General features: G+C 70.4%; 24 protein-coding genes, 1 tRNA gene and 1 riboswitch. Of the genes, 11 read left to right on the top strand and 14 right to left on the bottom strand.

What is annotated here, in order from left to right; translation table 11 throughout:
* Nucleotides 1-1,107 (bottom strand): flagellar protein (locus MKK60_RS05890; protein WP_243984297.1); only part of this gene is annotated, 1,107 nt, incomplete at its 3' end.
* A gap of 210 nt (nt 1,108-1,317) precedes the next feature.
* On the opposite strand from MKK60_RS05890, the gene MKK60_RS05885 reads away from it, so the two are divergent.
* Entirely contained in the window at nt 1,318-1,695 is a 378-nt protein-coding gene (locus MKK60_RS05885; RefSeq protein ID WP_243984295.1) for a flagellar biosynthesis repressor FlbT, read from the top strand.
* Between the two features lie 93 nt (nt 1,696-1,788).
* Here MKK60_RS05885 and MKK60_RS05880 read toward each other — a convergent pair whose 3' ends face one another.
* Nucleotides 1,789-3,987, bottom strand: coding sequence for a transglycosylase domain-containing protein (locus tag MKK60_RS05880; RefSeq protein ID WP_243984293.1), 2,199 nt, complete (start codon nt 3,985-3,987; stop codon nt 1,789-1,791).
* A gap of 271 nt (nt 3,988-4,258) precedes the next feature.
* On the opposite strand from MKK60_RS05880, the gene MKK60_RS05875 reads away from it, so the two are divergent.
* Nucleotides 4,259-4,510, top strand: a complete 252-nt coding sequence (locus tag MKK60_RS05875) for a PilZ domain-containing protein (protein WP_147729070.1) — start codon at nt 4,259-4,261, stop codon at nt 4,508-4,510.
* Between the two features lie 29 nt (nt 4,511-4,539).
* Here the strand turns inward: MKK60_RS05875 and MKK60_RS05870 are convergent, their stop codons facing one another.
* The 3 genes from MKK60_RS05870 to MKK60_RS05860 form a co-directional block, all read right to left on the bottom strand.
* Nucleotides 4,540-5,625 carry an acyltransferase family protein gene (locus tag MKK60_RS05870; protein WP_243984291.1) on the bottom strand — a complete coding sequence of 362 codons (1,086 nt, stop codon included), beginning with the start codon at nt 5,623-5,625 and terminating at the stop codon, nt 4,540-4,542.
* A gap of 125 nt (nt 5,626-5,750) precedes the next feature.
* On the bottom strand, nt 5,751-6,119 hold the full coding sequence (locus MKK60_RS05865; protein WP_243984289.1) for an HNH endonuclease: 369 nt from the start codon (nt 6,117-6,119) through the stop codon (nt 5,751-5,753).
* A gap of 67 nt (nt 6,120-6,186) precedes the next feature.
* Nucleotides 6,187-7,020: an alpha/beta hydrolase gene (locus MKK60_RS05860; RefSeq protein ID WP_243984287.1), complete on the bottom strand. Its 834-nt coding sequence runs from the start codon at nt 7,018-7,020 to the stop codon at nt 6,187-6,189.
* A gap of 118 nt (nt 7,021-7,138) precedes the next feature.
* Nucleotides 7,139-7,247: riboswitch (TPP riboswitch) on the top strand.
* Between the two features lie 75 nt (nt 7,248-7,322).
* On the opposite strand from MKK60_RS05860, the gene thiC reads away from it, so the two are divergent.
* Together thiC and MKK60_RS05850 are read left to right on the top strand one after the other, a co-directional pair.
* Nucleotides 7,323-9,212 (top strand): phosphomethylpyrimidine synthase ThiC, encoded by a 1,890-nt coding sequence (thiC, locus tag MKK60_RS05855; protein WP_243984284.1) that lies wholly within the window; start codon nt 7,323-7,325, stop codon nt 9,210-9,212.
* Nucleotides 9,213-9,577: 365 nt separating this feature from the next.
* Nucleotides 9,578-9,868, top strand: coding sequence for a hypothetical protein (locus MKK60_RS05850; RefSeq protein WP_147727250.1), 291 nt, complete (start codon nt 9,578-9,580; stop codon nt 9,866-9,868).
* 164 nt (nt 9,869-10,032) lie between these two features.
* Here the strand turns inward: MKK60_RS05850 and flaF are convergent, their stop codons facing one another.
* The 3 genes from flaF to MKK60_RS05835 form a co-directional block, all read right to left on the bottom strand.
* On the bottom strand, nt 10,033-10,395 hold the full coding sequence (gene flaF, locus MKK60_RS05845) for a flagellar biosynthesis regulator FlaF (protein WP_147727251.1): 363 nt from the start codon (nt 10,393-10,395) through the stop codon (nt 10,033-10,035).
* Nucleotides 10,396-10,592: 197 nt separating this feature from the next.
* Nucleotides 10,593-12,218 (bottom strand): ABC-F family ATP-binding cassette domain-containing protein, encoded by a 1,626-nt coding sequence (locus MKK60_RS05840; RefSeq protein WP_147859688.1) that lies wholly within the window; start codon nt 12,216-12,218, stop codon nt 10,593-10,595.
* Nucleotides 12,219-12,299: 81 nt separating this feature from the next.
* Complete coding sequence (locus tag MKK60_RS05835; RefSeq protein ID WP_243933902.1) at nt 12,300-13,487, bottom strand: patatin-like phospholipase family protein; 1,188 nt, start codon at nt 13,485-13,487, stop codon at nt 12,300-12,302.
* 417 nt (nt 13,488-13,904) lie between these two features.
* Here MKK60_RS05835 and MKK60_RS05830 point away from each other — a divergent pair, with 417 nt between their 5' ends.
* The gene (locus MKK60_RS05830) at nt 13,905-14,438 is read left to right on the top strand and encodes a GcrA family cell cycle regulator (RefSeq protein WP_243984281.1); all 534 of its coding nucleotides are present in this window, start codon (nt 13,905-13,907) and stop codon (nt 14,436-14,438) included.
* A 5-nt stretch (nt 14,439-14,443) separates the two neighbouring features.
* On the opposite strand, the gene MKK60_RS05825 is transcribed toward MKK60_RS05830, so the two are convergent.
* The 3 genes from MKK60_RS05825 to argJ are packed head-to-tail and all read right to left on the bottom strand — an operon-like array spanning nt 14,444 to nt 16,820.
* The gene (locus MKK60_RS05825; RefSeq protein ID WP_243984279.1) at nt 14,444-14,860 is read right to left on the bottom strand and encodes a (deoxy)nucleoside triphosphate pyrophosphohydrolase; all 417 of its coding nucleotides are present in this window, start codon (nt 14,858-14,860) and stop codon (nt 14,444-14,446) included.
* Nucleotides 14,857-15,573, bottom strand: a complete 717-nt coding sequence (locus tag MKK60_RS05820) for an SIMPL domain-containing protein (RefSeq protein WP_243984277.1) — start codon at nt 15,571-15,573, stop codon at nt 14,857-14,859. The genes MKK60_RS05825 and MKK60_RS05820 overlap by 4 nt, the downstream gene beginning before the upstream one ends.
* Nucleotides 15,570-16,820: a bifunctional glutamate N-acetyltransferase/amino-acid acetyltransferase ArgJ gene (gene argJ, locus MKK60_RS05815; protein WP_243984275.1), complete on the bottom strand. Its 1,251-nt coding sequence runs from the start codon at nt 16,818-16,820 to the stop codon at nt 15,570-15,572. The genes MKK60_RS05820 and argJ overlap by 4 nt, the downstream gene beginning before the upstream one ends.
* A 217-nt stretch (nt 16,821-17,037) precedes the next feature.
* On the opposite strand from argJ, the gene MKK60_RS05810 reads away from it, so the two are divergent.
* Nucleotides 17,038-17,475, top strand: a complete 438-nt coding sequence (locus MKK60_RS05810; protein ID WP_147729923.1) for a histidine kinase — start codon at nt 17,038-17,040, stop codon at nt 17,473-17,475.
* Nucleotides 17,476-17,482: 7 nt separating this feature from the next.
* Here MKK60_RS05810 and MKK60_RS05805 read toward each other — a convergent pair whose 3' ends face one another.
* Complete coding sequence (locus MKK60_RS05805; RefSeq protein ID WP_243984272.1) at nt 17,483-18,208, bottom strand: CPBP family intramembrane glutamic endopeptidase; 726 nt, start codon at nt 18,206-18,208, stop codon at nt 17,483-17,485.
* 408 nt (nt 18,209-18,616) lie between these two features.
* Between MKK60_RS05805 and MKK60_RS05800 the strand changes: the two genes are divergently transcribed.
* A complete protein-coding gene (locus tag MKK60_RS05800; RefSeq protein ID WP_147729109.1) occupies nt 18,617-19,267 on the top strand; it encodes an SspB family protein in 651 nt (216 codons plus the stop codon).
* A 243-nt stretch (nt 19,268-19,510) separates the two neighbouring features.
* Here the strand turns inward: MKK60_RS05800 and MKK60_RS05795 are convergent.
* A tRNA-Pro gene (locus MKK60_RS05795) sits at nt 19,511-19,587 on the bottom strand.
* A 208-nt stretch (nt 19,588-19,795) separates the two neighbouring features.
* Between MKK60_RS05795 and MKK60_RS05790 the strand changes: the two genes are divergently transcribed.
* The 3 genes from MKK60_RS05790 to MKK60_RS28415 all read left to right on the top strand — a co-directional run bounded on the left by MKK60_RS05790 (nt 19,796) and on the right by MKK60_RS28415 (nt 20,950).
* On the top strand, nt 19,796-20,326 hold the full coding sequence (locus tag MKK60_RS05790; RefSeq protein WP_243939070.1) for a metallophosphoesterase: 531 nt from the start codon (nt 19,796-19,798) through the stop codon (nt 20,324-20,326).
* A gap of 99 nt (nt 20,327-20,425) precedes the next feature.
* On the top strand, nt 20,426-20,737 hold the full coding sequence (locus MKK60_RS05785; protein WP_243984270.1) for a hypothetical protein: 312 nt from the start codon (nt 20,426-20,428) through the stop codon (nt 20,735-20,737).
* A gap of 90 nt (nt 20,738-20,827) precedes the next feature.
* Nucleotides 20,828-20,950 carry a hypothetical protein gene (locus MKK60_RS28415; protein ID WP_279596406.1) on the top strand — a complete coding sequence of 41 codons (123 nt, stop codon included), beginning with the start codon at nt 20,828-20,830 and terminating at the stop codon, nt 20,948-20,950.
* 46 nt (nt 20,951-20,996) lie between these two features.
* On the opposite strand, the gene MKK60_RS05780 is transcribed toward MKK60_RS28415, so the two are convergent.
* The gene (locus MKK60_RS05780; RefSeq protein ID WP_147729112.1) at nt 20,997-21,239 is read right to left on the bottom strand and encodes a hypothetical protein; all 243 of its coding nucleotides are present in this window, start codon (nt 21,237-21,239) and stop codon (nt 20,997-20,999) included.
* Nucleotides 21,240-21,435: 196 nt separating this feature from the next.
* Between MKK60_RS05780 and uvrB the strand changes: the two genes are divergently transcribed.
* Nucleotides 21,436-24,144: an excinuclease ABC subunit UvrB gene (gene uvrB, locus MKK60_RS05775; RefSeq protein ID WP_243984267.1), complete on the top strand. Its 2,709-nt coding sequence runs from the start codon at nt 21,436-21,438 to the stop codon at nt 24,142-24,144.
* The last annotated feature ends 22 nt before the right edge of the window (nt 24,145-24,166 follow it).

Genomic DNA, 24,166 nt, shown 5'->3' with positions numbered 1-24,166 from the left:
GGCCTGGGAGTTCGCGGCCTCCTCGTTGAGGTCGGCATCGGTGAGCTTGGAGGCGCCGGTGTCGAGCACGTTCTGGAGGTTCTTGGTGAAGTCCTGACGGTTCTGAACCACCGACAGGTTCGAGCCGAAGGTCGAGGCCTGCGATCGCAGCGTTGTGGAGGCGCTTGTCAGGCTGCTGAGCGTAGCGGTGACTGAGGCATCGAGAAGGAAGCTGCCCTTGCCGTCCGCCGTCGAACCAGAGTTGCCAGTGATCGCCGTCAGGTTGAGACCGCCGGAAGTGGCATCGACACCCTGGACGTCGAGGTTCGAGGTGTCCTTCTCGTTGAACGAGATGTGCAGCTTGTTCGAAGCCGCGCTGCTCGACAGCAGGTTGGTGCCGTTGAAGCTCGAGTCCTTGGCGAGCTGATCGATCTGGGTCAGCAGGCTGTTGTACTGCTTCGACAGGGAGGCCCGCTCCTTGACGCCGGTCACCGTCAGGTTGGAGCTCTGCCCGGCCGCCGAAGCTGTGTACAGAGGACCCGCATTAGCGGCGCCGCTGGCAAAGCCAAGCGCGGTCTGGTCGGCAGGCGCCGAAAACTCGATGTCAGCCGTAGCGTTGACGACGAGCTTGGTACCAGTGGCATCCTTGGTGAACGCGTTGCCTGCGCCCTGAGCGCTGACCGCGGTGTTCAGCTTGGTGATGGCCGTGTCGATGGTGTCGCTGGCGGTCAGCGAGACCGGAACCGCCGTGCCGTTGACGAGAAGGTTGACCGAGCCGGTAGTGGCCGAGAAGCCAGTGCCAGCCGTTCCGCTGGTGGTGATCTGCGTGGCGAGCGCCTGGTTGGCGGTCGACTTGGCCGAGTCCACCAGCTTCTGGATCGAGGTCAGACCCGTGTTGGCCGCCTGGATCGTCTGCACGCCATTCGAGATGCTGTCGAGCAGGGTGCCGAGGTCCGAGGAACGGTTCGACAGGCTCTGCGCAGTGAAGAAGTTGACCGGGTTGTCGAGGGCCGAGGAGACCTTCTTGCCGGTGGAAAGACGGTTCTGGGTGGTCGAGGACAAGGACGCCGTATCCTGCAGCGAAAGCAGGTTCTGGCGGGTAGCAGCGGTGAGAGAGACGCCGGACATGAGATGAGATCCATATTTGATCAGAAGACCGGCTTTCTGCCGGCCTCACGAAGAAACATGTCGCCACCTACCGACGCGTTAAATCGACCGGTCGAATCCGGCATATCGCGGGTGTGCAGGGCGTATTGCGCCCAATTACGCGATGAGAGTTCAAACAACATTAACAGATCGTGTCGATGGTCGTGGCGTCTCTAGAATGGAGTTGCCGGCATGGCCCTACGCATCGAGCTGAAGCCCGCGGAGCGGCTGATCATCAACGGGGCGCTGATCCGGAACGGCGATCGGCGGTCGGTCTTCCTCGTCGAGACCCAGTGCAAGTTCCTGCGCGAGAGCGAGATCATCCGCGAGGCGGACGCCGACACGCCGTGCAAGAAGCTCTGCGTGACCCTGCAGGTGATCTATCTCGCCGACGATCAGGCGGAGGCGGAGAACCTGTTCGTGATGCAGTCGACCGAGATCCTGAAGACGATCCCGGGCGCGGCCCCGTATCTCGTGGCGATCCACGACGCGGTCGCGGCCAAGCAGTACCACCTGGCGATCAAGACCGGGCGGAAGCTCATCGCCAACGAGGAGGAGCTGGCCGCCTGAGGGCGTCCGCGTGAGCGAGGCGTCGCGCAGCGCGACGCCTCGGGCGCCGGGTCCGCCGCGCGACGCGGGCGATGGCCGAGCCGTTCGCTCACGTCACTCGCCGATGCCGAACAGCTTTTCGATGAAGTTGCGGTCGTCCGAGTCGCGGGCCGCCGGACGGCGGGCCGCATTCGGGCGGGGCGCCGGCGCCGGGGGCTCGCCGAAGATCTGGCCGAGGATGTTGCCCGGGCTCGGCGCGCTCGCCACCGAGGCGGTCGTCTCGGGCGCCTTGCGCCAGCGGTTGAGGCCGGGCAGCGGCACCGGCGTCTGGCCCTTCAGCGCGACGCTCATGTAGGTCTTCCAGATCTCGACCGGCAGGTTGCCGCCCGACGCCTTCTTCGTCGGCTCGCCGTCGTCGTTGCCGAGCCAGATACCCGTCACCAGGCTGCCGGAATAGCCGATGAACCAGGCATCGCGGAAATCCTGGCTGGTGCCGGTCTTGCCGGCGAGGTCCCAGCCCGGGATGTCGCCCTTCTTGGCGGTTCCGATCACGAAGGTCTCGTGCATCATCGCGTTCATCATGCCAACGGCGTTCGGATCGATGACGCGGCCGAGGCCGCCCTCCCCGCGCTTGTACAGCACCTTGCCGTCGGCAGCCTTCACGCCGGCGACGACGTAGGGGATCACGCCGGTGCCGCCGTTGGCGAAGGCGCTGTAGGCGCCGACCATCTCCAGCGGCGTCACCTCGGAGGTGCCGAGCGCGATCGAGCCGTTGGCCTGCAGCGCCGAGGTGATGCCGAGGCGCTGCGCGGTCTGCACCACCGCCTTGGCGCCGACCTCTTGGCCGAGGCGCACCGCGACGGTGTTGAGCGACAGGGCGAGCGCGGTCCGCAGCGTGACCGGGCCCTCGTACTGGTGTGAGTAGTTCTCTGGCTGCCAGTTGCCGATCTTGATCGGCGCGTCCTCCTTCACCGTGTCCGGCGTCGCGCCGCGCTCGACCGCGGCAAGGTAGACGAACGGCTTGAACGAGGAGCCGGGCTGGCGCTTGGCGGTGGTGGCGCGGTTGAACTGGCTCTGCGCGTAGTCGCGCCCGCCGATCAGCGCACGGATCGCGCCGTCCGGCCGCATCGAGACCAGCGCGCCCTGGCCGACGTTGTAGCGGCCGCCCTTGGCGTTCAGCTCATCGACGAGCGCCTTCTCGGCGGTCGCCTGAAGGTTGGTGTCGACCGTGGTCTGCACGACGATGTCGCCCTCGATCGTGCCGACGAAGTCGTCGAGCACGTCCATCACGAGATCGGCGACGTAGTTCGCCGAGCCGCCGCCGCGGGTGCTCGCCGGCCGGGCCGGCTGGGCGAGCGCCACCTTCGCGTCCTGGGCGGTGATGAAGCCGAGCTCCTGCATGGCCGCGACCACCTGGGCGGCGCGCGCCTGGGCCGCCGGCAGGTTGCGGTTCGGCGCCAGCCGCGAGGGCGCCTGGACGAGGCCGCCGAGCATCGCGGCTTCCGCGACGCTGACGGTCTTGGCCGGCTTGCCGAAGTAGCGCTGCGCCGCCGCCTCGACGCCGTAGGCGCCGGCGCCGAAGTAGACCCGGTTCAGGTAGAGCTCGAGCAGCTCGTCCTTGCTGTACTTGTGCTCGAGCCACAGGGCGAGGATCGCCTCCTGGATCTTGCGCGAGGCCGACCGCTCGGGCGTCAGGAACAGGTTCTTGGCGAGCTGCTGCGTCAGGGTCGAGCCGCCCTGGGCGACGCCGCGGCGCGTCAGGTTCTGGCCGATGGCGCGCAGGATGCCGACCGGGTCGACGCCGAAATGGCTGTAGAAGCGCCGGTCCTCGATCGCCACGAAGGCGCGCGGCAGGTAGCTCGGCAGCTCCTTGATGCCGACGACGCGGCCGCCGGTCTCGCCGCGGTTGGCGAGCAGCGAGCCGTCGGAGGCGAGAATCGCGATGTTCGGCGGGCGCTTGGGCACCGCGAGCTGGTCGATCGGCGGAAGCTGGGAGGCATGGTAGGCGATCAGGCCGGCGATCCCGACCACCGCCCACAGGCCGAGCACCCAGCCGGCGTAGACCACGCGCCCGAGCAGCGAGCGCCGCCGGACCTTCTTCGACGAAGCGCCACGCCGCGCGCCGCCCTTGGCGGCCGGCTTCGCCCGGCGGCTGCCCGCGTCCTCGCTGTCTCGGCTTCTGCTGGCCACGCCGCCTCCCGGGCGATCGGCCCGCGACAGGCGGAGGTCCGTGCCGCCCCGACCCGCGCCGCGCCCCTCGGGCACGTCGAAGTTCGGTTCGCCCCGGCCGTCCCGTCCGCGTCCGTTCGCCATGCGTCCCGTCTGTCCTGAGGCCCGTCCGAGATGCCCTGCGAAGGCGGTGCGGTGGCGATCGTCGGAGGCCCGGTTCCGCACGGTAAATGCGGCGGGTTTAAGGGATGTTAACCGCCGATTTTCAGAACCCGTTGACGATCAGGAACTTGGCGTTCGCGCTCCGCGATGCGGCCCGGCGTCGCCGAGTTCACGGGGTTTTTGGCGCCGGACGCGGCTTTTGCTAAGCGATTGCGCGCAAGATGCGCTCCGCCTTCGACCTTGGGGTGATGCCATGAGCGACAATCGACGCAGCACCCCGCGCAAGGACGCCTTCCAGGTGGCGAGCCTGATCGCGGACGAATGCGGGGAGCCCTGCGAATGCCTGGTCTGGGACGTCTCCGAGACCGGCGCGCAGATTGAGGTCGCGGCCGAGATCGTCGCCCCCGATCGGTTCACGCTGCGGGTGACCGCTTACGAGCCGCCGCGGCGCTGTCGCGTCGTCCGGCGCGAGGGTCGGCGGCTGGGAGTACGGTTCGAAGGCTGAGACGGACCGCGAAACCGGCGCGCGCCGGCTCAGGCCGGCTGCAGCGCCGGAGCGGGGGCCTGCCGGGCCCTCGCGATGCGGAACGCCTTCGGGCGGGCGAACAGGAAGCGGAGGGCGGTGCCGCGCACCGCGCGCTCGAGGGCCAGCGGCACGATCACGGCGACGACCATCACCGTCAGGCTGGCGAGGCCGACATCGTCGATCAGCCCGACCTTGACCAGCAGCGTCCGCGTGACCGCCATCGGCAGGAAGAACGCGAGGTAGATCACGATCGAGCGTTGCCCGCAGGCGCGCAACACCGCGGTGACCGGCCCCCCGGCCGACGTCAGCAGGGCGGCGCCGGCGACGATGGCGAGCGCGCCGGCGCCGCCGAGGATCAGGCTGACCAGCGGCAGGCTGGCGAGCGTCGGGTGCCCCGGCAGCTGCGAGGGCGTGAAGGCGAGCCACGCCTCGATCCCCGCCCAGAGCATCAGCCCGGCACAGGCCGCCCCCGGGTGGCGCGCGACCCGGTCGGCCAAGGCGAAGATGCGCCCGGCGAACAGGTATCCGGCCACGAAGTAGACGTAGCGGGCGCAGAATTCCTCCGCGAGATAGGAAGGGGTCGCGATCGGCACGACCTGCAGCAGGGCGGCGCCGGCCAGGAGCACCGCCGCCGGCACGCGGCGCAGCAGCTTGGTCACCACCGAGAACACCGCGAGCAGGTAGATGAACCACAGCGTCGCGTACGGCTCGATCAGCGTGTGGACGAGATGGGCCGCGAAGGCGCCGGGCCCGGCCTCGCCGACGATCGCCGGATACTTCGCGAGCGACTGGACGACGACCCAGAGCCCGTAGAAGTAGGCGAAGTGGACGACACGCCGGTCGGCGAACAAGCGCCAGTCGCGGTCGATCACCCGGCCGACGAACAGGCCCGACAGCAGGAAGAAGTCCGGGATCCGGAACGGCTTCGCGAAGCTCACCACCGTGTGGAGGAAACCCTCGCCGTCCATCGCCTCGCCGGTGCCGAGGGTGGAATGCATCATCACCACGAGGAGGATGCAGATGCCCTTGGCGACGTCGACCCAGGCGAGACGCATCGCATCCCCCGGCCCCGCCGTGCCCGCCGCCCCCGCCATCACCGCCTCCGCCCGGTCGCCCCGTCGGCGCAACCCTTGGGCGGGATGCGTAAAGGCCGCCTGAGCCCCGCAGCGCCATCGCGCGGCATGGCGAACGCGGGGTGAATCCGCTCCGGGGCCCGGCGTCAGCTCTTGCGCTTGGCCGAGCGACGGTCCCGCGTCATCCGCGTGGCAGCGTGGAAGTCGTCGGGCTTGGTCCGCACCCAGGCGATGAAGCGCGCGATCTCCGGCTCGGCGCGGAGCGCGCCGACGTCGGCGAGGCGCCGGGCGAGCTCGGCTTCGCTGTGGCGGGCATGGATCGCCGAGTGGCAGACCTGGTGCAGCCGCACGGTGGTGCCGTGGGTGCCGCCCTTCAGCTTCGGCACGAGGTGATGCAGGCTCGAGCGGGCGCGGGGCGGGATCGGACGCTCGCAGAGCGGGCAGATCACCGGCTCGGGGCTGCGCCCCTGCGTCTCGGGATCGTCCTCGCGCCAGCGCCGCTCGCGTCGCCCCACCGCCTCGCCTCCGTTCGCATCGGGTCCGACCGGCGATATGGGATTGCGGGAAAACCGCGGCGCGGCGTCAAGGCGTCGCTGCGGCGAGCGCCGGGCAGCCCGGCCGGACGCGGTCGCCGAACAGGGTTTCGGCCAGGCGATCGTGGGTTCCGAGCACCGAGACGTGGTCGCCGGCGACCGCCTCGAAGCGGGCGCTCGCGCCCGCCGCCGTGGCGAGGCGGCGCCCGAGCTTCACCGGCACGACGCCGTCCGCCGTGCCGTGGACGATCAGCATCGGCCCGCCGGCCCGCGCGATGCGCGCATCGGAGCGCCAGGTATCGCGCAGGAGGAATGTCGGCGCGTAGGGGAAGGCGAGGCGCACGATGCCGGGCAGCGAATCGAACGGCGCCTCGAGGTAGAGCCCGAGATGCGGCACCCGCTCCGCCACGGCGACCGCGACCGCGGCGCCGAGGGAATGACCGTGCAGCAGGATCGGCGCGCCGGGCGCCCGCCGCGCGGCCTCGGCGACGGCCGCGAGCCCGTCGGCGATCAGCCCCTCCTCCGTCGGCGTGCCGGTCGAGCCGGGATAGCCGCGATAGGCGATCGCCAGCACGCCCCATCCGGCGCCGGACCAGGGCGCGGCGGCGAAGCGCGCAGCCGCGGGCTCGGGGCGCGAGCCGTTGCCGTGGAAGCTGACCACGACGCCGCAGCCGGGGCGCTGCGCCCGCCACAGGGCATGCAGGCGCTCGTCGTCGGCGGTGACGAGCGAGATCGCTTCGGTGCCCGGCGGCACCGGCAGGCGTGCGCGCGGGCCGGCGATGAAGGCGCCCGGGTAGATGAGGTTGCGCTGGAAGACGGCCAGCGCGGCGATGGGGCCGCCGAAGACGATGGCGGCGGCCGCCAGGACGAGCAGGATGCGCATGGGTCTCCGCCGGGTCTCGCGGCCGGACCCTAACCGTTCCGCGGCGACGCCGGCAGCCGTCCGTCCCGGCATGGTCTGCCGCACGCATTGACAAAGTCCGGCGGCACGCGGAGATTCGAACCATTCCGAGGGGGGCCCCGCAACCGGGGGCTGAGAGTGGACGCGACGTCCTGACCCTTGAACCTGATCCGGCTCGTACCGGCGGAGGGACGGGAACCTGCGGCGCCGATCCCGGCGTCTGCCGCTTCATCGCATCTCCATCGACGCGTGCCGGGTCGCCCCAAAGCCGGGAGACCCACTCGATGAACGCGCCCGTCCTTTCCAAAGACGTCAAGGGAAGTCCCGAGACCGTGACCACGGGTCCGGTGACTGGCTCGCGCAAGGTCTACGCGAGCGTGGCCGGCCGGGAGGACATCCGGGTGCCGTTCCGCGAGATCGTGCTGACCGACCCGAACGAGCCGGCGGTGCGGGTCTACGACCCGTCCGGCCCCTACACCGAGACCGACGCCCGCATCGACCTCGCCAAGGGCCTGCCGACCCTGCGCGACCCGTGGATCGCCAAGCGCGACTACGCCGCCGTGGAGCCGCGCATCGTGAAGCCCGAGGACAACGGCTTCGTGCCGGCCGACAAGCTGGTGGCCCCCTGCCCCGCCGAGCGGACGATCCGCAAGGCCGGCCCGGGCCAGATGGTGACGCAGTACGAGTTCGCCCGCGCCGGGATCGTCACCGAGGAGATGATCTACGTCGCCCACCGCGAGAACCTGTGCCGCGAGCAGATGCTCGACCGGGCGCACGCGGCGCTCGCCGATGGCGAGAGCTTCGGCGCCTCGGTGCCGCCGTTCATCACGCCCGAGTTCGTGCGCGACGAGGTCGCCCGTGGCCGGGCGATCATCCCGGCCAACATCAACCACACCGAGCTGGAGCCGATGGCGATCGGCCGGAACTTCCTGGTGAAGATCAACGCCAACATCGGCAACTCGGCCGTCACCTCGTCGGCGGCGGAAGAGGTGGAGAAGCTGGTCTGGTCGATCCGCTGGGGCGCCGACACGGTGATGGACCTGTCGACCGGCCGCAACATCCACAACATCCGCTCGTGGATCATCCGCAACTCGCCGGTGCCGATCGGCACGGTGCCGATCTACCAAGCGCTCGAGAAGGTCGGCGGCGATCCGCTCAAGCTCGACTGGGAGGTGTTCAAGGACACGCTCATCGAGCAGGCCGAGCAGGGCATCGACTACTTCACGATCCATGCCGGCGTGCGCCTCGCCCACGTGCCGCTCACCGCGCGGCGCGTCACCGGCATCGTGTCGCGCGGCGGCTCGATCATGGCGCGCTGGTGCCTGGCCGGGCACCGCGAATCGTTCCTCTACGAGCGCTTCGAGGAGATCTGCGACATCTGCCGCGCCTACGACGTCTCGTTCTCGCTCGGCGACGGCCTCCGCCCCGGCTCGATCGCCGACGCGAACGACGCGGCGCAGTTCGCCGAGCTCGAGACGCTGGGTGAGCTGACCAAGATCGCCTGGAACAAGGGTTGCCAGACGATGATCGAGGGGCCGGGCCACGTGCCGATGCACAAGGTCAAGGTCAACATGGAGAAGCAGCTCGCCGAGTGCGGCGAGGCGCCGTTCTACACCCTCGGCCCGCTGACCACCGACATCGCGCCGGGCTACGACCACATCACCTCCGGCATCGGCGCGGCGATGATCGGCTGGTTCGGCTGCGCGATGCTCTGCTACGTCACGCCCAAGGAGCATCTCGGGCTGCCCAACCGCGACGACGTGAAGACCGGCGTCATCACCTACAAGATCGCCGCCCACGCCGCGGATCTGGCCAAGGGCCACCCGGCGGCGCAGCTGCGCGACGACGCCCTGTCGAAGGCCCGCTTCGACTTCCGTTGGGAGGACCAGTTCAACCTCGGCCTCGACCCGGACACGGCGCGCGCCTACCACGACGAGACCCTGCCCAAGGACGCCCACAAGGTCGCGCATTTCTGCTCGATGTGCGGGCCGAAGTTCTGCTCGATGAAGATCACGCAGGACCTGCGCGCCGAGGTGCTGGCGATGGAGGCCGCCGGCGAGGTGCTCAATACCGCGCCGATCCTCACCAGCGCCGAGCGCGAGGCCGGGATGGCGGAGAAGTCGCGCGAGTTCCTGGCCGAGGGCGGCAAGCTCTACGTCGACGCCGCCGAGTGACGGCGCCACTCCGGGACGCATGACCGAGCGCTCCGCCCCCGCCTGCCGACAGGCGCGCGGGGGCGGAGCGCTTCCGAGGCCTCGCATCCGCTCGACCGGGCCCCGGGAACGCGGCGCATGCCGGGGCGAACCGTTAAAATTCGATCCACGTCGTTGCCTGATTCTTCAGGATGATCCCGCTCAGTCGGGTACCGGTGCGGAGTCTTAAGATACGATTCACGCGCCGCACGGCTTCTGGTCTCATGCCGCAACGGGACCCGTAGAGGTGCGCGATGAGTACCTTCGAAGTGACACCCCCGACGCCGACGCGCCTGAGCGCACCGCCCGTCGTCCAGCCTGCCAGACCCATCGAGGCGGCGGCTCCGGTGGCGCTCGATCCGGCCGTTCGCGTCGACATCGGCAGAAGCGATCGCAGCGGCGCTGCGGTCTCCGATGACGGACGGTCGCGCGGCGACGCCGCGTCGGATCGGACCAACGACGAGCGGCGCATCACCATCGACCGGGATACGAAGAGCGTCGTGTATCAGGTGCTCGATCCCGGCACCGGTGCGGTGCTGGTCCAGCTTCCGGACGTGTCGGTGCTGCGGTCGCGCGCCTACGCCGAGGCTCAGGCGGAGCGCAGGACGGCCGACAAGCCCGTCGATCGCGAAGCGTGAGCGGCGCCTCCGCCGGTCGTGACGCCGAGCGGAACGAAAGGGCCGGGGCTGTGCGCCTCGACCCTTTTTTGCGTCGCCATGCCTGTCGAGACCGGGTCGCCAAAGCCGAGGCGACGGGACGCGCCGCGTCCCGTGCCCGGTCGCGTCGGCCGGTCCGGCGCGGCCTACGAGGAGCGCAGGCCGGCGGCGATCTGCTGGTTGATGTTGATCAGCGCCGAGAGCTTGTCGGCGCCCGGCTCGATCAGCGTGTCGATGATCCGCCGGAACACGAAGACCGAGAGCTGGCCGATGTTGTTCTTGATCGCGATCGGAAGCGGGCTCTCGGGCGCCGTCGCGGCGCCCGCCAGGAGCGTCCAGACCTTCTGATTGAAGTTCAGCGCCTTGTTCAGGTTGGCGGACTGGTTGGTCCAGTCGTCCTTGACCATCTGAAGCTGCTGGGCCGCCTTGATCAGCACGGCGGCTTCCGCCTCGCGCGGGCTGAGGACGCTGTTCGCGGTTCTCGTGTAGGCGTTGGCGGCGAAACTCATCGGTCTGACGCTCCACCCGCAGGCCGGCGGGCACGGGGTGGGGTTATGGCAGCGCGCGCCTTAACATAGGGTAAGCGCCGCGGACGAGAATTGCATCGGCCGCCCAAGCGATTGTTCAAGCACAGCGTCGGCCAGACGGCGCCGCGGCGGAACGATCGACTGTATTCGATCGTCCCTATCATGATCCCGCCGAAGGATCAGGCAGCCCGCTTCTTGCCCTTCTTCTCGCGCCCCTGCCCCGGGGCGCTCTTGCCGGCGCGGGAGCGGTCGAGGACGAACTTCGCGTAGTCATCCATGTCGCCGGGAAACGGCTTCACGGTGTTGTCCGCCGCGAGCCAGAGGCGGTCGGCCACGAGCTCCATCAGCGAGCGGTCGTGGGTGATGAGGATGACGGCGCCCTCGTAGTCGTTCAGCGCGTCGAGCAGCGCCCGGCGACTGTCGATGTCGAGGTGGTTGGTGGGCTCGTCGAGGATCAGCAGGTGGGGCGCCCGCATCGCCACGAGGTTCAGCAGCAGCCGCGCCCGCTCGCCGCCCGACAGCGCATCGACCGTGGTCTCCTGCTTCTCGTAGGCGAGGCCGAAGCTCGCGAGCTTGCCTCGGCGGGCCGACTCGCCGTCCTCGGGCCGCTCGCGGCGGATGATGGCCAGCGGCGTATCCTTCGGGTCCATCGCCTCGATCTGGTGCTGGTGGAACCAGCCGACCTGCACCCGCCCTTCGCGCGTCATCCGCCCCGAGCGGATGTCGAGCGCGCCGGCCGCCATCTTCGCGAAGGTCGACTTACCGGCGCCGTTGACGCCAAGCAGGCCGATGCGATCGTCGATGTCGAGCGTCAGGTTCAGGCCGCGCAGGATCGCGGGATCGTCGCCGTAGCCGACCTCGACGTCGGTGAGGTGCATCAGCGGCGGCGCCAGCGGGCGCTTCGGCGACGGCAGGTGGAACGGCGCGACGTGCTCCTCGATCGTGGTGGCGATCGGCTCGAGCTTGGCCAGGCGCTTGACCCGCGACTGCGCCTGCGCGGCCTTCGAGGCCTTGGCCTTGAAGCGGTCGATGAAGCTCTGCAGGTGGGCGCGCTCGGCGTCCTGCTTGGCCTTGGCCGAGAGCTGGAGCCTCGCCTTCTCGGCGCGGCGCCGCTCGAAGTCGTCGTAGCCGCCGGTGTAGAGCTCGAGCTGCCCGTTGGCGACGTGCAGGATCGCGTCGACGGAGTTGTTCAGCAGCTCGCGGTCGTGGCTGATGATCAGCGCCGAGTGCGGGTAGCGCTTGAGCCGCGCCTCGAGCCAGAGCGCGCCTTCGAGGTCGAGATAGTTCGTCGGCTCGTCGAGCAGCAGCATCTCGGGGGCGGCGAACAGGGCGGCGGCGAGCGCCACCCGCATCCGCCAGCCGCCGGAGAACTCCGACATCGGCCGCTCGAGGTCGGCCACCGAGAAGCCGAGGCCGGCCAGGATCTCGCCGGCGCGGGCGGGCGCCCGGTCGGCATCGATCTCGATCAGCCGGCCGTAGATCTCGCCCATGCGCTCGGGCTCGGCGGTCTCCAGCTCGGCATAGAGGCCGTCGCGCTCGACGTCGGCCGCGAGGATCGTGTCGATCAGGCTGACCGGCGTCGCCGGGTGCTCCTGGTCGACCGAGCCGATGCGCGCCGTCTTCGGCAGGAACACCGTTCCGGAATCCGGCTGGAACGCACCGAGGATGATCTTGAACAGCGTCGACTTGCCGACGCCGTTGCGGCCGACGATGCCGACCTTGGCCCCCGGCGGGATCGCCACGCTGGCCTTCGTGAAGAAGCGCCGCCCCCACATGTTGAAGGTGAGGTCTTCGATCTGCAGCATGATGGGGGGTCACGGGCCGGGAGCGGGGGCGCTCCCCCACTCCCTACCGCACTGCAGCACGATGTGCGAGCGCGCCGAGGCCTACCGGGTCGCCGCGCTGGCGATCGCCTTGGTCAGCGGCGCGGCCGGCACGGTGCTTTCCCAGAACCGCCCGGTCTTGGCGCGCTCGAAGCCGGCCTCGTAGAGGTTGCGCATGTAGGTGGTGTCGAAGCCGTCCGGCGTCGTCAGCTTGGGGCCGTCCTCGGGAATGTAGGTGAGGTTGAAGCCGACGCCGTTCTCGCGGGCAAAGGCGTAGGTCGCCGCCAGCGTCTGGCGGCTGCGGGCGCGGCTCGCCGTGGTGAACGAGCGCCCGACGATCGCCAGGGTGTTGTTCTGCGCCACGTCGAACTCGGGCTCGAGGCGGCCGTTGATGATCACGTAGATCCGGCCCTTCTGACCAGTCGCGAGGCGCTTGTCGCGCAGCAGCAGTGCCTGCGGCAGGGTGAAGACCGGCGTCACCACCGAGCCGTCGACGTGCAGCTCCTGGAAGGCGCGTCCCTCGGCCTGCACGTCGATGAGCTGGGGCGGGAACACCGCCGGGATGCTGGCCGAGGCGGTGAGAACGTCGCGGAACAGGTCGAGCGCGTTGGGCGCGCCGCTCGCGGCGATGGCGCCCATGTTCCAGATCGTGGCGCGCTGGCTGTCGAGGTTCGTCGTCACCACCAGCAGGCGTCGGCCCTTGGCGTGCTCGGCGGCGATGGCGGCGAGCAGGTCGGCGTTGACGTAGCGCCCGACGAGGTTGCGCAGGCGGCCGTCGCCGAACAGGCCGGAGCCGAACAGCACGTTCACGACGCTCGGACTCTGCACCAGGGTGCTGGCGATGCCGCTGGTGTAGATGTCGGTGAGGTAGGAATCGTAGGACGAGCCGAGGAAGGCGAACGGCGCGATCAGCGACCCGGTGCTGACGCCGGAGACGAGCGAAAATTCCGGCCGCGTGCCCGAGGCCGACCAGCCGTTCAGCACGCCCGCGCCGTAGGCGCCGTCGCCGCCGCCGCCGGACAGGGCGAGGTAGCTGAAGCCCTGGCGCTTGTTCTGCGGCGTCGACGCCATCTCGGTGAAGGTCTCGACCGAGGCGTCCGAGAACACGCGGGCGCCGGGAATGCCCGGCACGCCCGCGACCGCCGCCTCGGCGGCGGTGTACGGGATCCTAGGCACCGAGGAGCAGGCGGCAAGCTGGGCCGCAACAGCGAGGGCGAGGCACCCGCGCAGCCAACCGTATCGACGCGACATCGTCAAAAAATCCCACGCCCGATCCGGGCCGTCACGGCATGCGAACGAGCTTGACCATACTAGCGTTCCGGCCGGGCGACCGCAACGCGGCCTTGCGGCCGGCGGTGATGCGGCTGGGTCACACCCGGCACGCGGGAACCGCGGTCGTCGCCGCCCGGACAATGGGCGGTGGACAGCCACGGCTCCGCTTCCGCCGGCCTTGCATCGGCGGAGAACGGTCCTGTAGGTTGCCCTCGTCGCCGGATGCCTCAGGGGGGGTATGGCGGCTATGACCAGCGGCGCGCACGACGGGCTTCGGACCGGCCTCGTCCCGACTTTCGGGACCAGCCGGTCAGCGGGGACAGGTCGCGCCCGATCCGCGCCTTGACTGCGGGGGACCGGGGCAGTCCGCGGGTCTAGATCGGGAGGGGCGAGACCATGGACACAATCTTGAGTTGGACGGACGAGCGCGTGACGCTGCTGCGCCAGCTGTGGGAAGACGGCCAGAGCGCGAGCAAGATCGCGGCGCAGCTCGGCGGCGTCACCCGCAACGCGGTGATCGGCAAGGTGCACCGGCTCGGCCTTTCGGGCCGCGTGATCAAGCCGGCCGAGGACGTCGCGGCCGCTCGGCGCAAGCCGGCGCAGGAAGTCGAGATCGAGACGGCGATCGCCGTGGTCGAGGCCGAGGCTCCCGAGCCGGTGGCGATCCTCGCGCACCGGCCCGCGCCGGACTTCCCGGTTCCGGCCGCCGCGCCCGAGCCGGTGGCGCTCGCCGCCTCGCAGCGCGTGACGATCATGGATCTGCGCGAATCGATGTGTCGCTGGCCCATCGGCGACCCGACCACGCCGGAATTCGAGTTCTGCGGCGCCCGCTCGATCACCGGGCTGCCCTACTGCACGCACCACGCCCAGATCGCCTACCAGCCGGCGGCCGAGCGCAAGCGCGACCGCCGCGTGGCCGGCTTCCGCTAGAGCGCTCAAGGACCGAGCAGGTCGATCAGGTAGGGGATCAGCGGTTCGTCGGCCGGCGGCATCGCGAGGTCGCGCAGGTCGCGCGGGCGCACCCACTTGATCGCCTGGCCCTCGAGCGGGCGCGGCGTGCCGTTCCAGCGCCGGCAGACGTAGAGCGGCATCAGCAGATGGAAGTCCGGACAGGCATGGCTCGCGAAGGTGAGCGGCGCCAGGCACGGCTCCTCCACGCGGATGTCGATCTCCTCGGCCAGCTCGCGGATCAGCGTCGCCTCGGGGCGCTCGCCCGCCTCCACCTTGCCGCCGGGAAACTCCCACAGGCCGGCCAGCTGCTTGCCGGGCGGCCGCTCGCTGACGAGCACGCGGCCGTCGTGATCGACCAACGCCACGGCGACCACGAGCAGCAGGCGCACCGGCGCCGTCATGGTTCCACCGCGAACGAAGCCGTCGCTTCGGCCTGACTCGCGATCAGCCCGGCCTCGATCGGCACACGCTTGGCGTCAAACCGCGATCCTGCGGAAAAGCGAAAGGCCTGCGCCGCATCCGGCAGCTGCCCATGGCCGACGGCGAGCTGGCAGAGGCCGCCGATCTTGGCGCCTGCCGCTTCCGCCAACGCCTGGGCCTGGGACCGCGCGTCGCGCGTCGCCTCCACCCGAAGGCGGTTCTCAACGGCCAGGGGATCCTTCAGCCCGAAGGTGATCGCATCGATCCTATTCGCCCCCGTATCGAGAGCCTGTCGCAGCAGGTCGCCGAGGCGGCCCAGATCGGCGAGCTGCACGCTGACGCGGTTCGTCGCGCGGTAGCCGTCCGGCTGCTCCTGCCGCGTACCGTCCGGTCGCGTCACGGTCCGCGTCGCCGGTTCCAGCACGACGGCCGCGGTGCCGACGTCGCCCGTCGGCACGCCGAGTCGCCCGGCCAGCGCCACGACGCCGCCGACCGCCTGTGACGACGCATCGAGTGCCGCCGCGGCGTTGGGCGCCTTGGCCTCGACGCCGATGACGACGGTCGCGAAGTCGGGTGCCTGAGTGGCCTGCGCGCGCCCGGTCACGGTGATCCGGCGCGCGCAGGCATCGTCGGCGCGAGCCGGCGACCCCAGGAGGCAGAAGCCGGAAGTCAGGGCGATCGCGAGGCGCCTCACGAACGGTAATCCCCGTTGATCTCGATGTAGCCCTTGGTCAGGTCGCAGGTCCAGACCCGCGCCTTGCCCGTTCCGAGCCCGAGATCGACGCGGACGGTGACGTCGGATTCGCGCATCACGGCGCTCGCGGCATCCTCGCTGTAATCCGGGTCGCGGGCGCCGGCCACCGCCACGCGCACGTCGCCGAACCAGATCGCGAGGCGGTCGCGGTCGGCGGGCTCGCCGGCCTTGCCGACGGCCATCACCACGCGGCCCCAATTGGCGTCCTCGCCCGCGACCGCCGTCTTCACCAGCGGCGAGTTGGCAATCGACATCGCGATGCGATGGGCGGAGGCGTCGCTCTCGGCACCGCCGACCTCGACGGTGACGAACTTGCGGGCGCCCTCGCCGTCTTTGGCGACGAGCTGCGCCAGCTCGATCAGCAGGTCGTCCAGCGCCGCGCGGAAGCCCGCGAGCCGCGGGTCGGCGGCGTCCGCGACCGGCGCGGTCGCGGCCTTGCCGGTGGCGAACAGCATCAGCGTGTCGGAGGTCGAGGTGTCGCCGTCGACCGTCACGCAGTTGAAGCTCTTGCCCGTGCCCTCCGCCAGCATCGCCTGCAGCACCGGCTGCGGCAGCGCCGCGTCGGTGAAGACGAAGGCCAGCATCGTCGCCATGTCCGGCGCGATCATTCCGGCGCCCTTGGCGATGCCGTTGATCGTGACCGCGACCCCGTCGATCTCGGCGGTCCGCGTCGCGCATTTCGGGAAGGTGTCGGTGGTCATGATCGCGCGGGCGGCGGCCTCCCAGGCCTCGGCGCCCGGCACCGTGCGCCCGGCGCAACCGGCGAGCACGCCCTCGAACTTGGTGGCGTCCAGCGGCTCGCCGATGACGCCGGTGGAGGCGATGAACACCTCGGTCTCGGCGCAGCCGGCCGCAGCGGCCGCGATCCGTGCCGTGAGCGCGACCGCATCCCGGCCGCGCGATCCCGTGAACGCATTGGCGTTTCCGGAGTTCACGACCAGCACGCGCGCCGCGCCACCGGCGAGCGCCTCGCGGCACCAGTCGACCGGCGCCGACGGGCAGCGCGACCGGGTGAAAACGCCGGCGGCGGCGGTGCCGGCGTCGAGGCCGACATAGAGCACGTCGGTGCGGCCGGAATAGCGGATCCCGGCCTGCGCGGTGGCGAGGGCGACGCCGCGGATCGGGGGCAGCGCCGGCGTCGAGGCCGGCGCGAGGGGGGAGACGGGGGGCGATTTTGCGGACGACATCGAAACCATCTCCGTGCGCTCGCGGCGTCGCCCGCGACGCGGCCCTGTTGCCCCGCCGGCCCGGCCTCGGTCAACCGCCTGCCCGATCCCGGCGCATGCCTGCTTCCTGGGCGGGTGCGCTCAGAAATACGGCGCAAACGCGGCGTGGGGCTTGCGCGACCGCTGCTTCCCGGCCTAGCATGCTGCGATGCAACGCGAACGCCGAGTCGAACGCGGAATGCCGCAACCCACCAGCGGAACGACGCTCGTGAGCCCGACCCAGCCCGCAGGGGGCTGCTACGGGATCCAGGTTCTCGTCGCCGGCCGGCAGAAGCGCTGGCGTGACGAGGTCTCCAATCAGGTCCGCCGCGCGGGCTTCCAGGCGACGGCCTGCGACAGCGGCGTCGACGCCCTCACCGTCCTCGTCCTCGGCCTTCCGGTCGACGTGCTGGTCGCCGATGTCGGGCTCGAAGGCGCGCTCTGCTGCTCGCGGCTCGCGGTCGAGGCCCGCGCCCTGCGACCGGGCCTGCGCATCGTCCTGGCCAGCGATCTCTACGAGGAGATGTCGGGCGACGCCTCGCACCTCCTCCCCGACGCGATCCTGATCCCGCGCGACCTGCGCAACGGCTCCGTGGCGAGCACCGTGCGCGAAGCCCTGGCGAACCGGCCCGCCTGATGCGCCGTCACGGCCACAGCACGTAGGCGATCAGCGCGAGGTTGCTCCAGCCGTGGAGCGCGATGCACGGCCAGAGCCGGCCGGTGCGCCAGCGCAGCCAGCCCAGCATCAGCGCCAGCGGCGCCAGCGAGACCGGGCGGGCGAATCCCCAGGCCGAGACGTGCGCCATCGCGAACAGCAATGCCGTGACGAGGATCGTCGCGGCCGGCGGCAGGAAGCGGCGGGCGGCGGCGAAGCCCTCCCCGCGCATCAGCATCTCCTCGGCGGCGGGCGCCAGCACCACGACGTAGCCGAGCCACGCCGCCACGGCAACCGGGCTCAACATCGGCGACAGGCGCACGCCGTTGCCGAAGGCCGCGCCGAACGCCTCCGCGGTGCCGGTGACCCAGGCGATGTGCACGGCCGGCCACAGCAGCAGGATCAGCAGCAGCGTGCGCGGCCGCATCCCGTTCGGCCGCTCGCGATCTAGGGCGAGCCTTCTGCGCCACCCGGTGCCGTCGCGGCGCAGGGCGACCGCGACGACGAGGCCGGCGAGGAAGACCTGCCGCAGCACGTCGACGGCGAGTTCGCGCCGGGCGAGCTCGGTGGCGCCGAGATAGGGCCGCCGCGCCGCGTCGAGGAACGGATCGATCCCGGCGAGCAGGTCGGCGCCGACCCGGACCGCGGCCAACGACATCAGGCTCGCCGCCGCGAGGTAGAGCAGGAGCATCCCGGCCAGCACGACCAAGTTCACGCCGAGGCGGCCGGCCGAGACCCATCGGCGGTCCGGTTCGGACGGTGCGGCGGCTTCGATGGGCGGGACACCATGATCGGGCTTCAAAACCGCGGCGATCCCCACTATGTTCTTCTCACCGGTCGAAAGGCCGGAACGGCGACGAACGGTCTTCGCGACGCGCCGGTCACTTCGAACCTATCGGATCCGTTCCGTTCGCCGTAGCCCCCCGCCCTCGGACACGATGGCGCTGCCGGGCGGGACGGCCGGACGGGTCCGCCGGCGCGGTGGTCGGCAGCCTGACGCGGTTCCGCGCGTCGGCCGCTCGATACCCGGCCTCCGGCGACGGAAGCCGCCTTCCTTCCTCATCCGATTTGGTGCGCGTCCCGCGCGACAGGTCGTCGGGCAGACCGCACAGAGCGACCGCAGATGGCAGACGACCTGATCCGCTACGATCTCCTGGTTCAGGACGCCCTCCGCGGCGTCGTGCGCAAGGTGCTCACCGACGCCGCCCGCGAGGGCTTGGCGGGGGAGCACCACTTCTACGTCTCCTTCCGCACCGAAGCCCCGGGCGTGCGGATGTCCCAGGCCCTGCGCGAGAAGTACCCGCAGGACATGACGATCGTCCTGCAGCACCAGTTCTGGGACCTCGGCGTCACCGAGCACAGCTTCGAGGTCGGGCTGTCCTTCTCCGGCGTTCCCGAGCGGCTGCTGGTGCCGTTCGATGCGCTGTCGGGGTTCTTCGATCCGTCCGTGCAGTTCGGCCTGAAGTTCGACCTCAACGAGACGGCGGAGGCCTCCGGCGAGGAGCCCGCGCCGAGTAACGCGAAGGCCGGCCCGCGCGGCGCGGCCTCCGAGCCGACCGAGATGAAGCCCAAATCGGTGACGCCCGGCACCGGCCTGGCGGCGATCGGCAGCACCGCGCCGAAGACCATCCCCGCCCTCCCCGCCGCGCAGAACGGCGGCAAGGCGGACGAGAAGGAGCCGCGCGTCGCGGCCAAGGCGGCGAAGAAGGACGCCGACGGCAACGAGGCCAGCGCCGAGGTCGTCAGCCTCGACGCGTTCCGAAAGAAGAGCTGAGGCTCAACGCTTCGCGAGTCAGCCCTCGTCCCGAGGTCTCCGCGCGATCGGGCGTCGGACGGGGCGTCGGGACGATCGCGCGGCCTCCGGCGGGCGCCTTCGAGGCTTCCGCGTCCCCAAGGCCTCTCGGGATGCGGACCCGAACGGCCGGCCCCACGACCACGAAAAAAGGCCGGGGCCTGCTCGGCCCCGGCCTTTCCTCAGAGCGGCGACATCGATCATTCGACCGACGTCCCGTTTTGTTGGTCGGAGTAGCAGGACTTGAACCTGCGACCCCCTGTCCCCCAGACAGGTGCGCTACCGGGCTGCGCTATACTCCGTCACGTCCGCTCTCGCGTCGGCATGCCGTTGGGCCGCCGACACCCCGAAGGGTCCGCGGGTCTTAGCTTTCCGCTCCGGGGCACGCAAGCCCCGTTCCGGCGCTTCGCCGAAACAGGGTGGGGTGTCGCACCGATCCCGACGCCCCTTGCGCGAGGCGGGCCGGATCGGACACGAGACCGCGTGCGGTCTGGCGCAGCGAGGCGGGCGGTGGCGGTCTATTTCACGAGCGATACGCATTTCGGCGACCCGCGCATCCTGCGGCTCGACCGCCGGCCCTTTCCCGACCTCGCCGCGCACGATGCCGCGCTGATCGCAACGTGGAATCGCGTCGTCGCGCCCGACGACACCGTCTGGCATCTCGGAGACTTCGCCCTCGGGCCGCCGCGGGAGCGGGTCCACGCGATCCTCGCCGGCCTGAACGGAGAGAAGCACCTGATCGTCGGCAACAACGACGGGCCCGATACGCTCGATGCGCCGGGTTGGGCCTCGATCGCGCATTATGCCGAGATCGCGGTGGACGGCCGCGGCCTGGTGCTGTGCCACTACGCCTTCCGCACCTGGAACGGCATCGGCCGCGGCGTTCTCAATCTGCACGGCCATTCGCACGGGCAGCTCCGTACCGCGCCCAAGCAGTACGACGTCGGCGTCGACGCGCAGGGTTTCGCGCCGGTCGACCTCGCCGCGATCCTGGTTTCGCGCCGCGGCCGCAGCGCAGCGAAAGCGGAACCATCGGCCTAGCTCCGCCGTTGAGCGCACGTAACCGGGGGTTGAACGACACCGGTCGAATACTTTGCCTCTTCCAGCGTACCGCTCGCGTGATTGTCTTCACGGTGGCCCATGACCCGAACCAAGACCACGATACTGGCCGCGTTCGGCCTCGTTCTCTGCCTCGGCCCGGCATTCGCCGCGCCCTCCTGCCTCGAAGGCCGCGCCAAGGTCGATGAGGCGTCCGCCCTCCGCTACCAGGCCCGTCAGGAAGCGCGCCTCGGCAACCACGATCGGGTCTGCGACACCCTCGACGAGATCGGGGACCGCTACAACGAGGCCCGCGACGCCTTCGAGGATTGCGGTGCCGGCGTCGTCGCGATCGATCTTCGCACCGAGCTGCGAAACCTTCGCATCGCCAAGCAAGTCAACCGCTGCGACTGACCGGGTGCGCGTTCGCACCGCAAAGCTTCTCCGTTCCGAGCATCGTCCCATCGAACGCGACGCAGCACGTCGCCGACAAGGCCAGCCGTCATGACCACCGAAACCCAGACCTTCACCGCCGCCACCGGCCCGTCCTTCGCCGCCGCCCTGTGCGGCTTCCTCAGCACCACGGCGGCCACGACGATCCTGATGTTCCTGCTGAGCAGCGTCTGAGCCGAGGCTCGCCGGCGAATGCGCACCGCCGGCCGTCGCCGTTGGGTCAGGGCGCGACCGACCAGAACCGGCGCTTGTTGAACAGCATGTCCTGCGTTCCGATCGTCGGCCCCACCGCGGGCGGCGGCGGGCAGATCGGCTCCGGCCGCTGAGGGGCCGCCATCAGCGTGATCGGCGCGGCCGGAAACAGGCCGAGCCGCTGCTGGATCTCCGGGTTCCGCGCCGCCGCGATCGCCGCGATGCCGACGATCAGCGCCCCGGCCACGGCTCCCAGAACGAAGTTCATCATCCCATCAGCTTTCAGCGGTCAGGCCGGCCTGCCGCCCACGGCTCGCGTGTGATCGCGCAAGCCGGCGGCATTGCGGCGGACGACCCCAGCCGTTGATAGCGGCGAACGGTGTATGAGCCCCTGGTATCGGGGCGGGATGCCGGCAGCGACCGTCGGGCCTCTTCCGTCCGGCCCAGGGCCGCGCCATATTTGGCACATGGCAATTCCCAAGAAGCCCCGGCACGTCTCAGCGACCGGGAAGGCCGACCGGCCGGACGTGCAGCCGCTCGATCCGTTCCTGGCGCAGCTGCTGAGCCCCGCCCTCGCCCGCACGCCGCAGGTCAAATCCGAGCGGCCGGCCGAGCTGCCGCGGCCGGGCCAGCGCAAGCCGGCGAAGGCCAAGGCGAAACCGCCGGCCAAAGCCGCAACGACCGAGCCCGCCGGCTTCGGCGAGGCGCCGCAGCGCGGCTTCACCGTCGCACCGGGCGCCGAGGTCGATCCGGCGCTGGCCCAGGCCCTCGGGATGACCCCACCCGAGGACGGCCCCGCCCCCGAAGGCGAGCCGGACCAGGCCCCGCTCGCCGCCGACGGCGTCTCCGCCACGGTCGACGCCCTGCAGCGCCTGCTCGAGGAGGGAAACCCTCTGTTCCGCGACGGGCAGACCTGGGTGCCGCATCGGCCGGACCGCCCGGCGAAGTCCGAGGGCGGCAAGCCGTTCCGCCTCGAATCCGAGTTCACGCCGGCCGGCGACCAGCCCACCGCCATCGCCGAGCTGGTCAAGGGCGTGAACGCGGCCGAGCGCGACCAGGTGCTGCTCGGCGTCACCGGCTCGGGCAAGACCTTCACGATGGCCAAGATCATCGAGGAGACGCAGCGCCCGGCCCTGATCCTGGCGCCGAACAAGACCCTGGCGGCGCAGCTCTACGGCGAGTTCAAGAGCTTCTTTCCCGACAACGCGGTCGAGTATTTCGTCTCGTATTACGATTACTACCAGCCCGAGGCCTACGTGCCGCGCTCGGACACCTTCATCGAGAAGGAATCCTCGATCAACGAGCAGATCGACCGGATGCGGCACTCGGCGACCCGCGCCCTGCTGGAGCGCGACGACGTCATCATCATCGCCTCGGTCTCGTGCATCTACGGCATCGGCTCGGTCGAGACCTACACCGCGATGTCGTTCACGGTGACGCTCGGCGAGAAGATCGAGCAGCGCCAGCTCGTCGCCGACCTGGTGGCGCTGCAGTACAAGCGCATCCAGGCGGACTTCGCCCGCGGCACCTTCCGGGTGCGCGGCGACGTGATCGAGCTGTGGCCGGCCCACTTGGAGGACCGCGGCTGGCGCATCGGCCTGTTCGGCGACGAGATCGAGAGCATCGTCGAGTTCGATCCGCTGACCGGCAAGAAGATCAACGAGCTGAAGTTCGTGAAGGTCTACGCCAACTCGCACTACGTCACGCCGCGGCCGACGCTGCAGCAGGCGATCAAGGGGATCAAGCACGAGCTCAACGGCCGCGTCGAGGAGCTGACCCGGATGGGCCGGCTGATCGAGGCCCAGCGGATCGAGCAGCGCTGCACCTTCGACATCGAGATGATCGAGGCGACGGGCGCCTGCAACGGCATCGAGAACTATTCGCGCTACCTCACCGGCCGCAAGCCGGGCGAGCCGCCGCCGACGCTGTTCGAGTACCTGCCCGACAACGCGCTGGTCTTCACCGACGAGAGCCACGTCACGGTTCCGCAGATCGGCGGCATGTACCGGGGCGACTTCCGGCGGAAGGCGACGCTCGCGGAGTACGGCTTCCGCCTGCCCTCCTGCCTCGACAACCGCCCGCTGCGCTTCGAGGAATGGGACGCGATGCGGCCGCAGACGGTCAACGTCTCGGCCACCCCCGGCAAGTGGGAGATGGAGCAGACCGGCGGCGTCTTCGCCGAGCAGGTGATCCGCCCGACCGGCCTCGTCGACCCGGTGATCGAGATCCGCCCGGCCCGCTCCCAGGTCGACGACCTGCTCGGCGAGGTCCGCGAGGTGGCGCAGGCCGGCTACCGCACCCTGGTCACCACCCTGACCAAGCGCATGGCCGAGGACCTGACCGAGTACCTGCATGAGAACTCGGTGCGCGTGCGCTACATGCACTCCGACATCGACACCTTGGAGCGCATCGAGATCATCCGCGACCTGCGGCTCGGCGCCTTCGACGTGCTGATCGGCATCAACCTGCTGCGCGAGGGCCTCGACATCCCGGAATGCGCGCTGGTCGCGATCCTCGACGCCGACAAGGAGGGCTTCCTGCGCTCCGAGACCTCGCTGGTCCAGACCATCGGCCGCGCCGCCCGCAACGCCGATGCGCGCTGCATCCTCTACGCCGACCAGATCACCGGCTCGATGGAGCGGGCGATGGCGGAGACCGAGCGCCGGCGCCAGAAGCAGCTCGCCTACAATCTCGAGCACGGCATCACCCCGCAGAGCGTCAAGCGCGGGATCAGCGACATCCTCAGCAGCGTGTTCGAACGCGATCACGTCCAGGTCGATACCGGGATGGCGGAGATCACCGTCGGCCACAACCTCAAGGCGGTGATGTCCGATCTCGAGAAGCGGATGCGCACCGCCGCCGCCGATCTCGACTTCGAGGAGGCCGCGCGCCTGCGCGACGAGCTGAAGCGGCTCCAGGCGACCGAGCTGATGATCTCCGACGACCCGATGGCGCGCCAGGCCGACGTCGAGCGCGATGCCGGCAAGTACGGCCGCAAGGCCCCGCGCGGCTCGGGCACGCGGATCTCGAAGCCGACCCTCGACAACATGGGGCCGGGCACCGACCGCGAGTTGCCGGCGAGCGCCGTCGCCTGGGTGGAGCGGCCGAAGCCACGCTCGACGCAAGGGCTCGGCGGCCAGAAGCCGAAATACAAGGGCGGCGGCGGCCGGCGCTGAGATCGGACTCCTGCGTCGGACG

The organism is Methylobacterium sp. J-092, assembly GCF_022829325.1.
In the GTDB taxonomy this organism is placed as follows: Bacteria; Pseudomonadota; Alphaproteobacteria; order Rhizobiales; family Beijerinckiaceae; genus Methylobacterium.
Note: the sequence above shows the minus strand (reverse complement) of the source record. Positions and strands in the feature narration are given on the sequence as shown.

Bases quoted from the DNA above. Each gene is read 5' to 3' on its own strand.
- MKK60_RS05880 (WP_243984293.1), bottom strand. From the start codon at position 3,987: ATGGCGAACGGACGCGGACGGGACGGCCGGGGCGAACCGAACTTCGAC.
- MKK60_RS05875 (WP_147729070.1), top strand. From the start codon at position 4,259: ATGAGCGACAATCGACGCAGCACCCCGCGCAAGGACGCCTTCCAGGTG.
- thiC (WP_243984284.1), top strand. From the start codon at position 7,323: ATGAACGCGCCCGTCCTTTCCAAAGACGTCAAGGGAAGTCCCGAGACC.
- MKK60_RS05860 (WP_243984287.1), bottom strand. From the start codon at position 7,020: ATGCGCATCCTGCTCGTCCTGGCGGCCGCCGCCATCGTCTTCGGCGGC.
- MKK60_RS05830 (WP_243984281.1), top strand. From the start codon at position 13,905: ATGGACACAATCTTGAGTTGGACGGACGAGCGCGTGACGCTGCTGCGC.
- MKK60_RS28415 (WP_279596406.1), top strand. From the start codon at position 20,828: ATGACCACCGAAACCCAGACCTTCACCGCCGCCACCGGCCCGTCCTTC.
- uvrB (WP_243984267.1), top strand. From the start codon at position 21,436: ATGGCAATTCCCAAGAAGCCCCGGCACGTCTCAGCGACCGGGAAGGCC.
- argJ (WP_243984275.1), bottom strand. From the start codon at position 16,820: ATGTCGTCCGCAAAATCGCCCCCCGTCTCCCCCCTCGCGCCGGCCTCG.
- MKK60_RS05870 (WP_243984291.1), bottom strand. From the start codon at position 5,625: ATGGCGGGGGCGGCGGGCACGGCGGGGCCGGGGGATGCGATGCGTCTC.
- MKK60_RS05885 (WP_243984295.1), top strand. From the start codon at position 1,318: ATGGCCCTACGCATCGAGCTGAAGCCCGCGGAGCGGCTGATCATCAAC.
- MKK60_RS05810 (WP_147729923.1), top strand. From the start codon at position 17,038: ATGCCGCAACCCACCAGCGGAACGACGCTCGTGAGCCCGACCCAGCCC.
- MKK60_RS05785 (WP_243984270.1), top strand. From the start codon at position 20,426: ATGACCCGAACCAAGACCACGATACTGGCCGCGTTCGGCCTCGTTCTC.
- MKK60_RS05840 (WP_147859688.1), bottom strand. From the start codon at position 12,218: ATGCTGCAGATCGAAGACCTCACCTTCAACATGTGGGGGCGGCGCTTC.
- MKK60_RS05800 (WP_147729109.1), top strand. From the start codon at position 18,617: ATGGCAGACGACCTGATCCGCTACGATCTCCTGGTTCAGGACGCCCTC.
- MKK60_RS05780 (WP_147729112.1), bottom strand. From the start codon at position 21,239: ATGATGAACTTCGTTCTGGGAGCCGTGGCCGGGGCGCTGATCGTCGGC.
- MKK60_RS05825 (WP_243984279.1), bottom strand. From the start codon at position 14,860: ATGACGGCGCCGGTGCGCCTGCTGCTCGTGGTCGCCGTGGCGTTGGTC.
- flaF (WP_147727251.1), bottom strand. From the start codon at position 10,395: ATGAGTTTCGCCGCCAACGCCTACACGAGAACCGCGAACAGCGTCCTC.
- MKK60_RS05835 (WP_243933902.1), bottom strand. From the start codon at position 13,487: ATGTCGCGTCGATACGGTTGGCTGCGCGGGTGCCTCGCCCTCGCTGTT.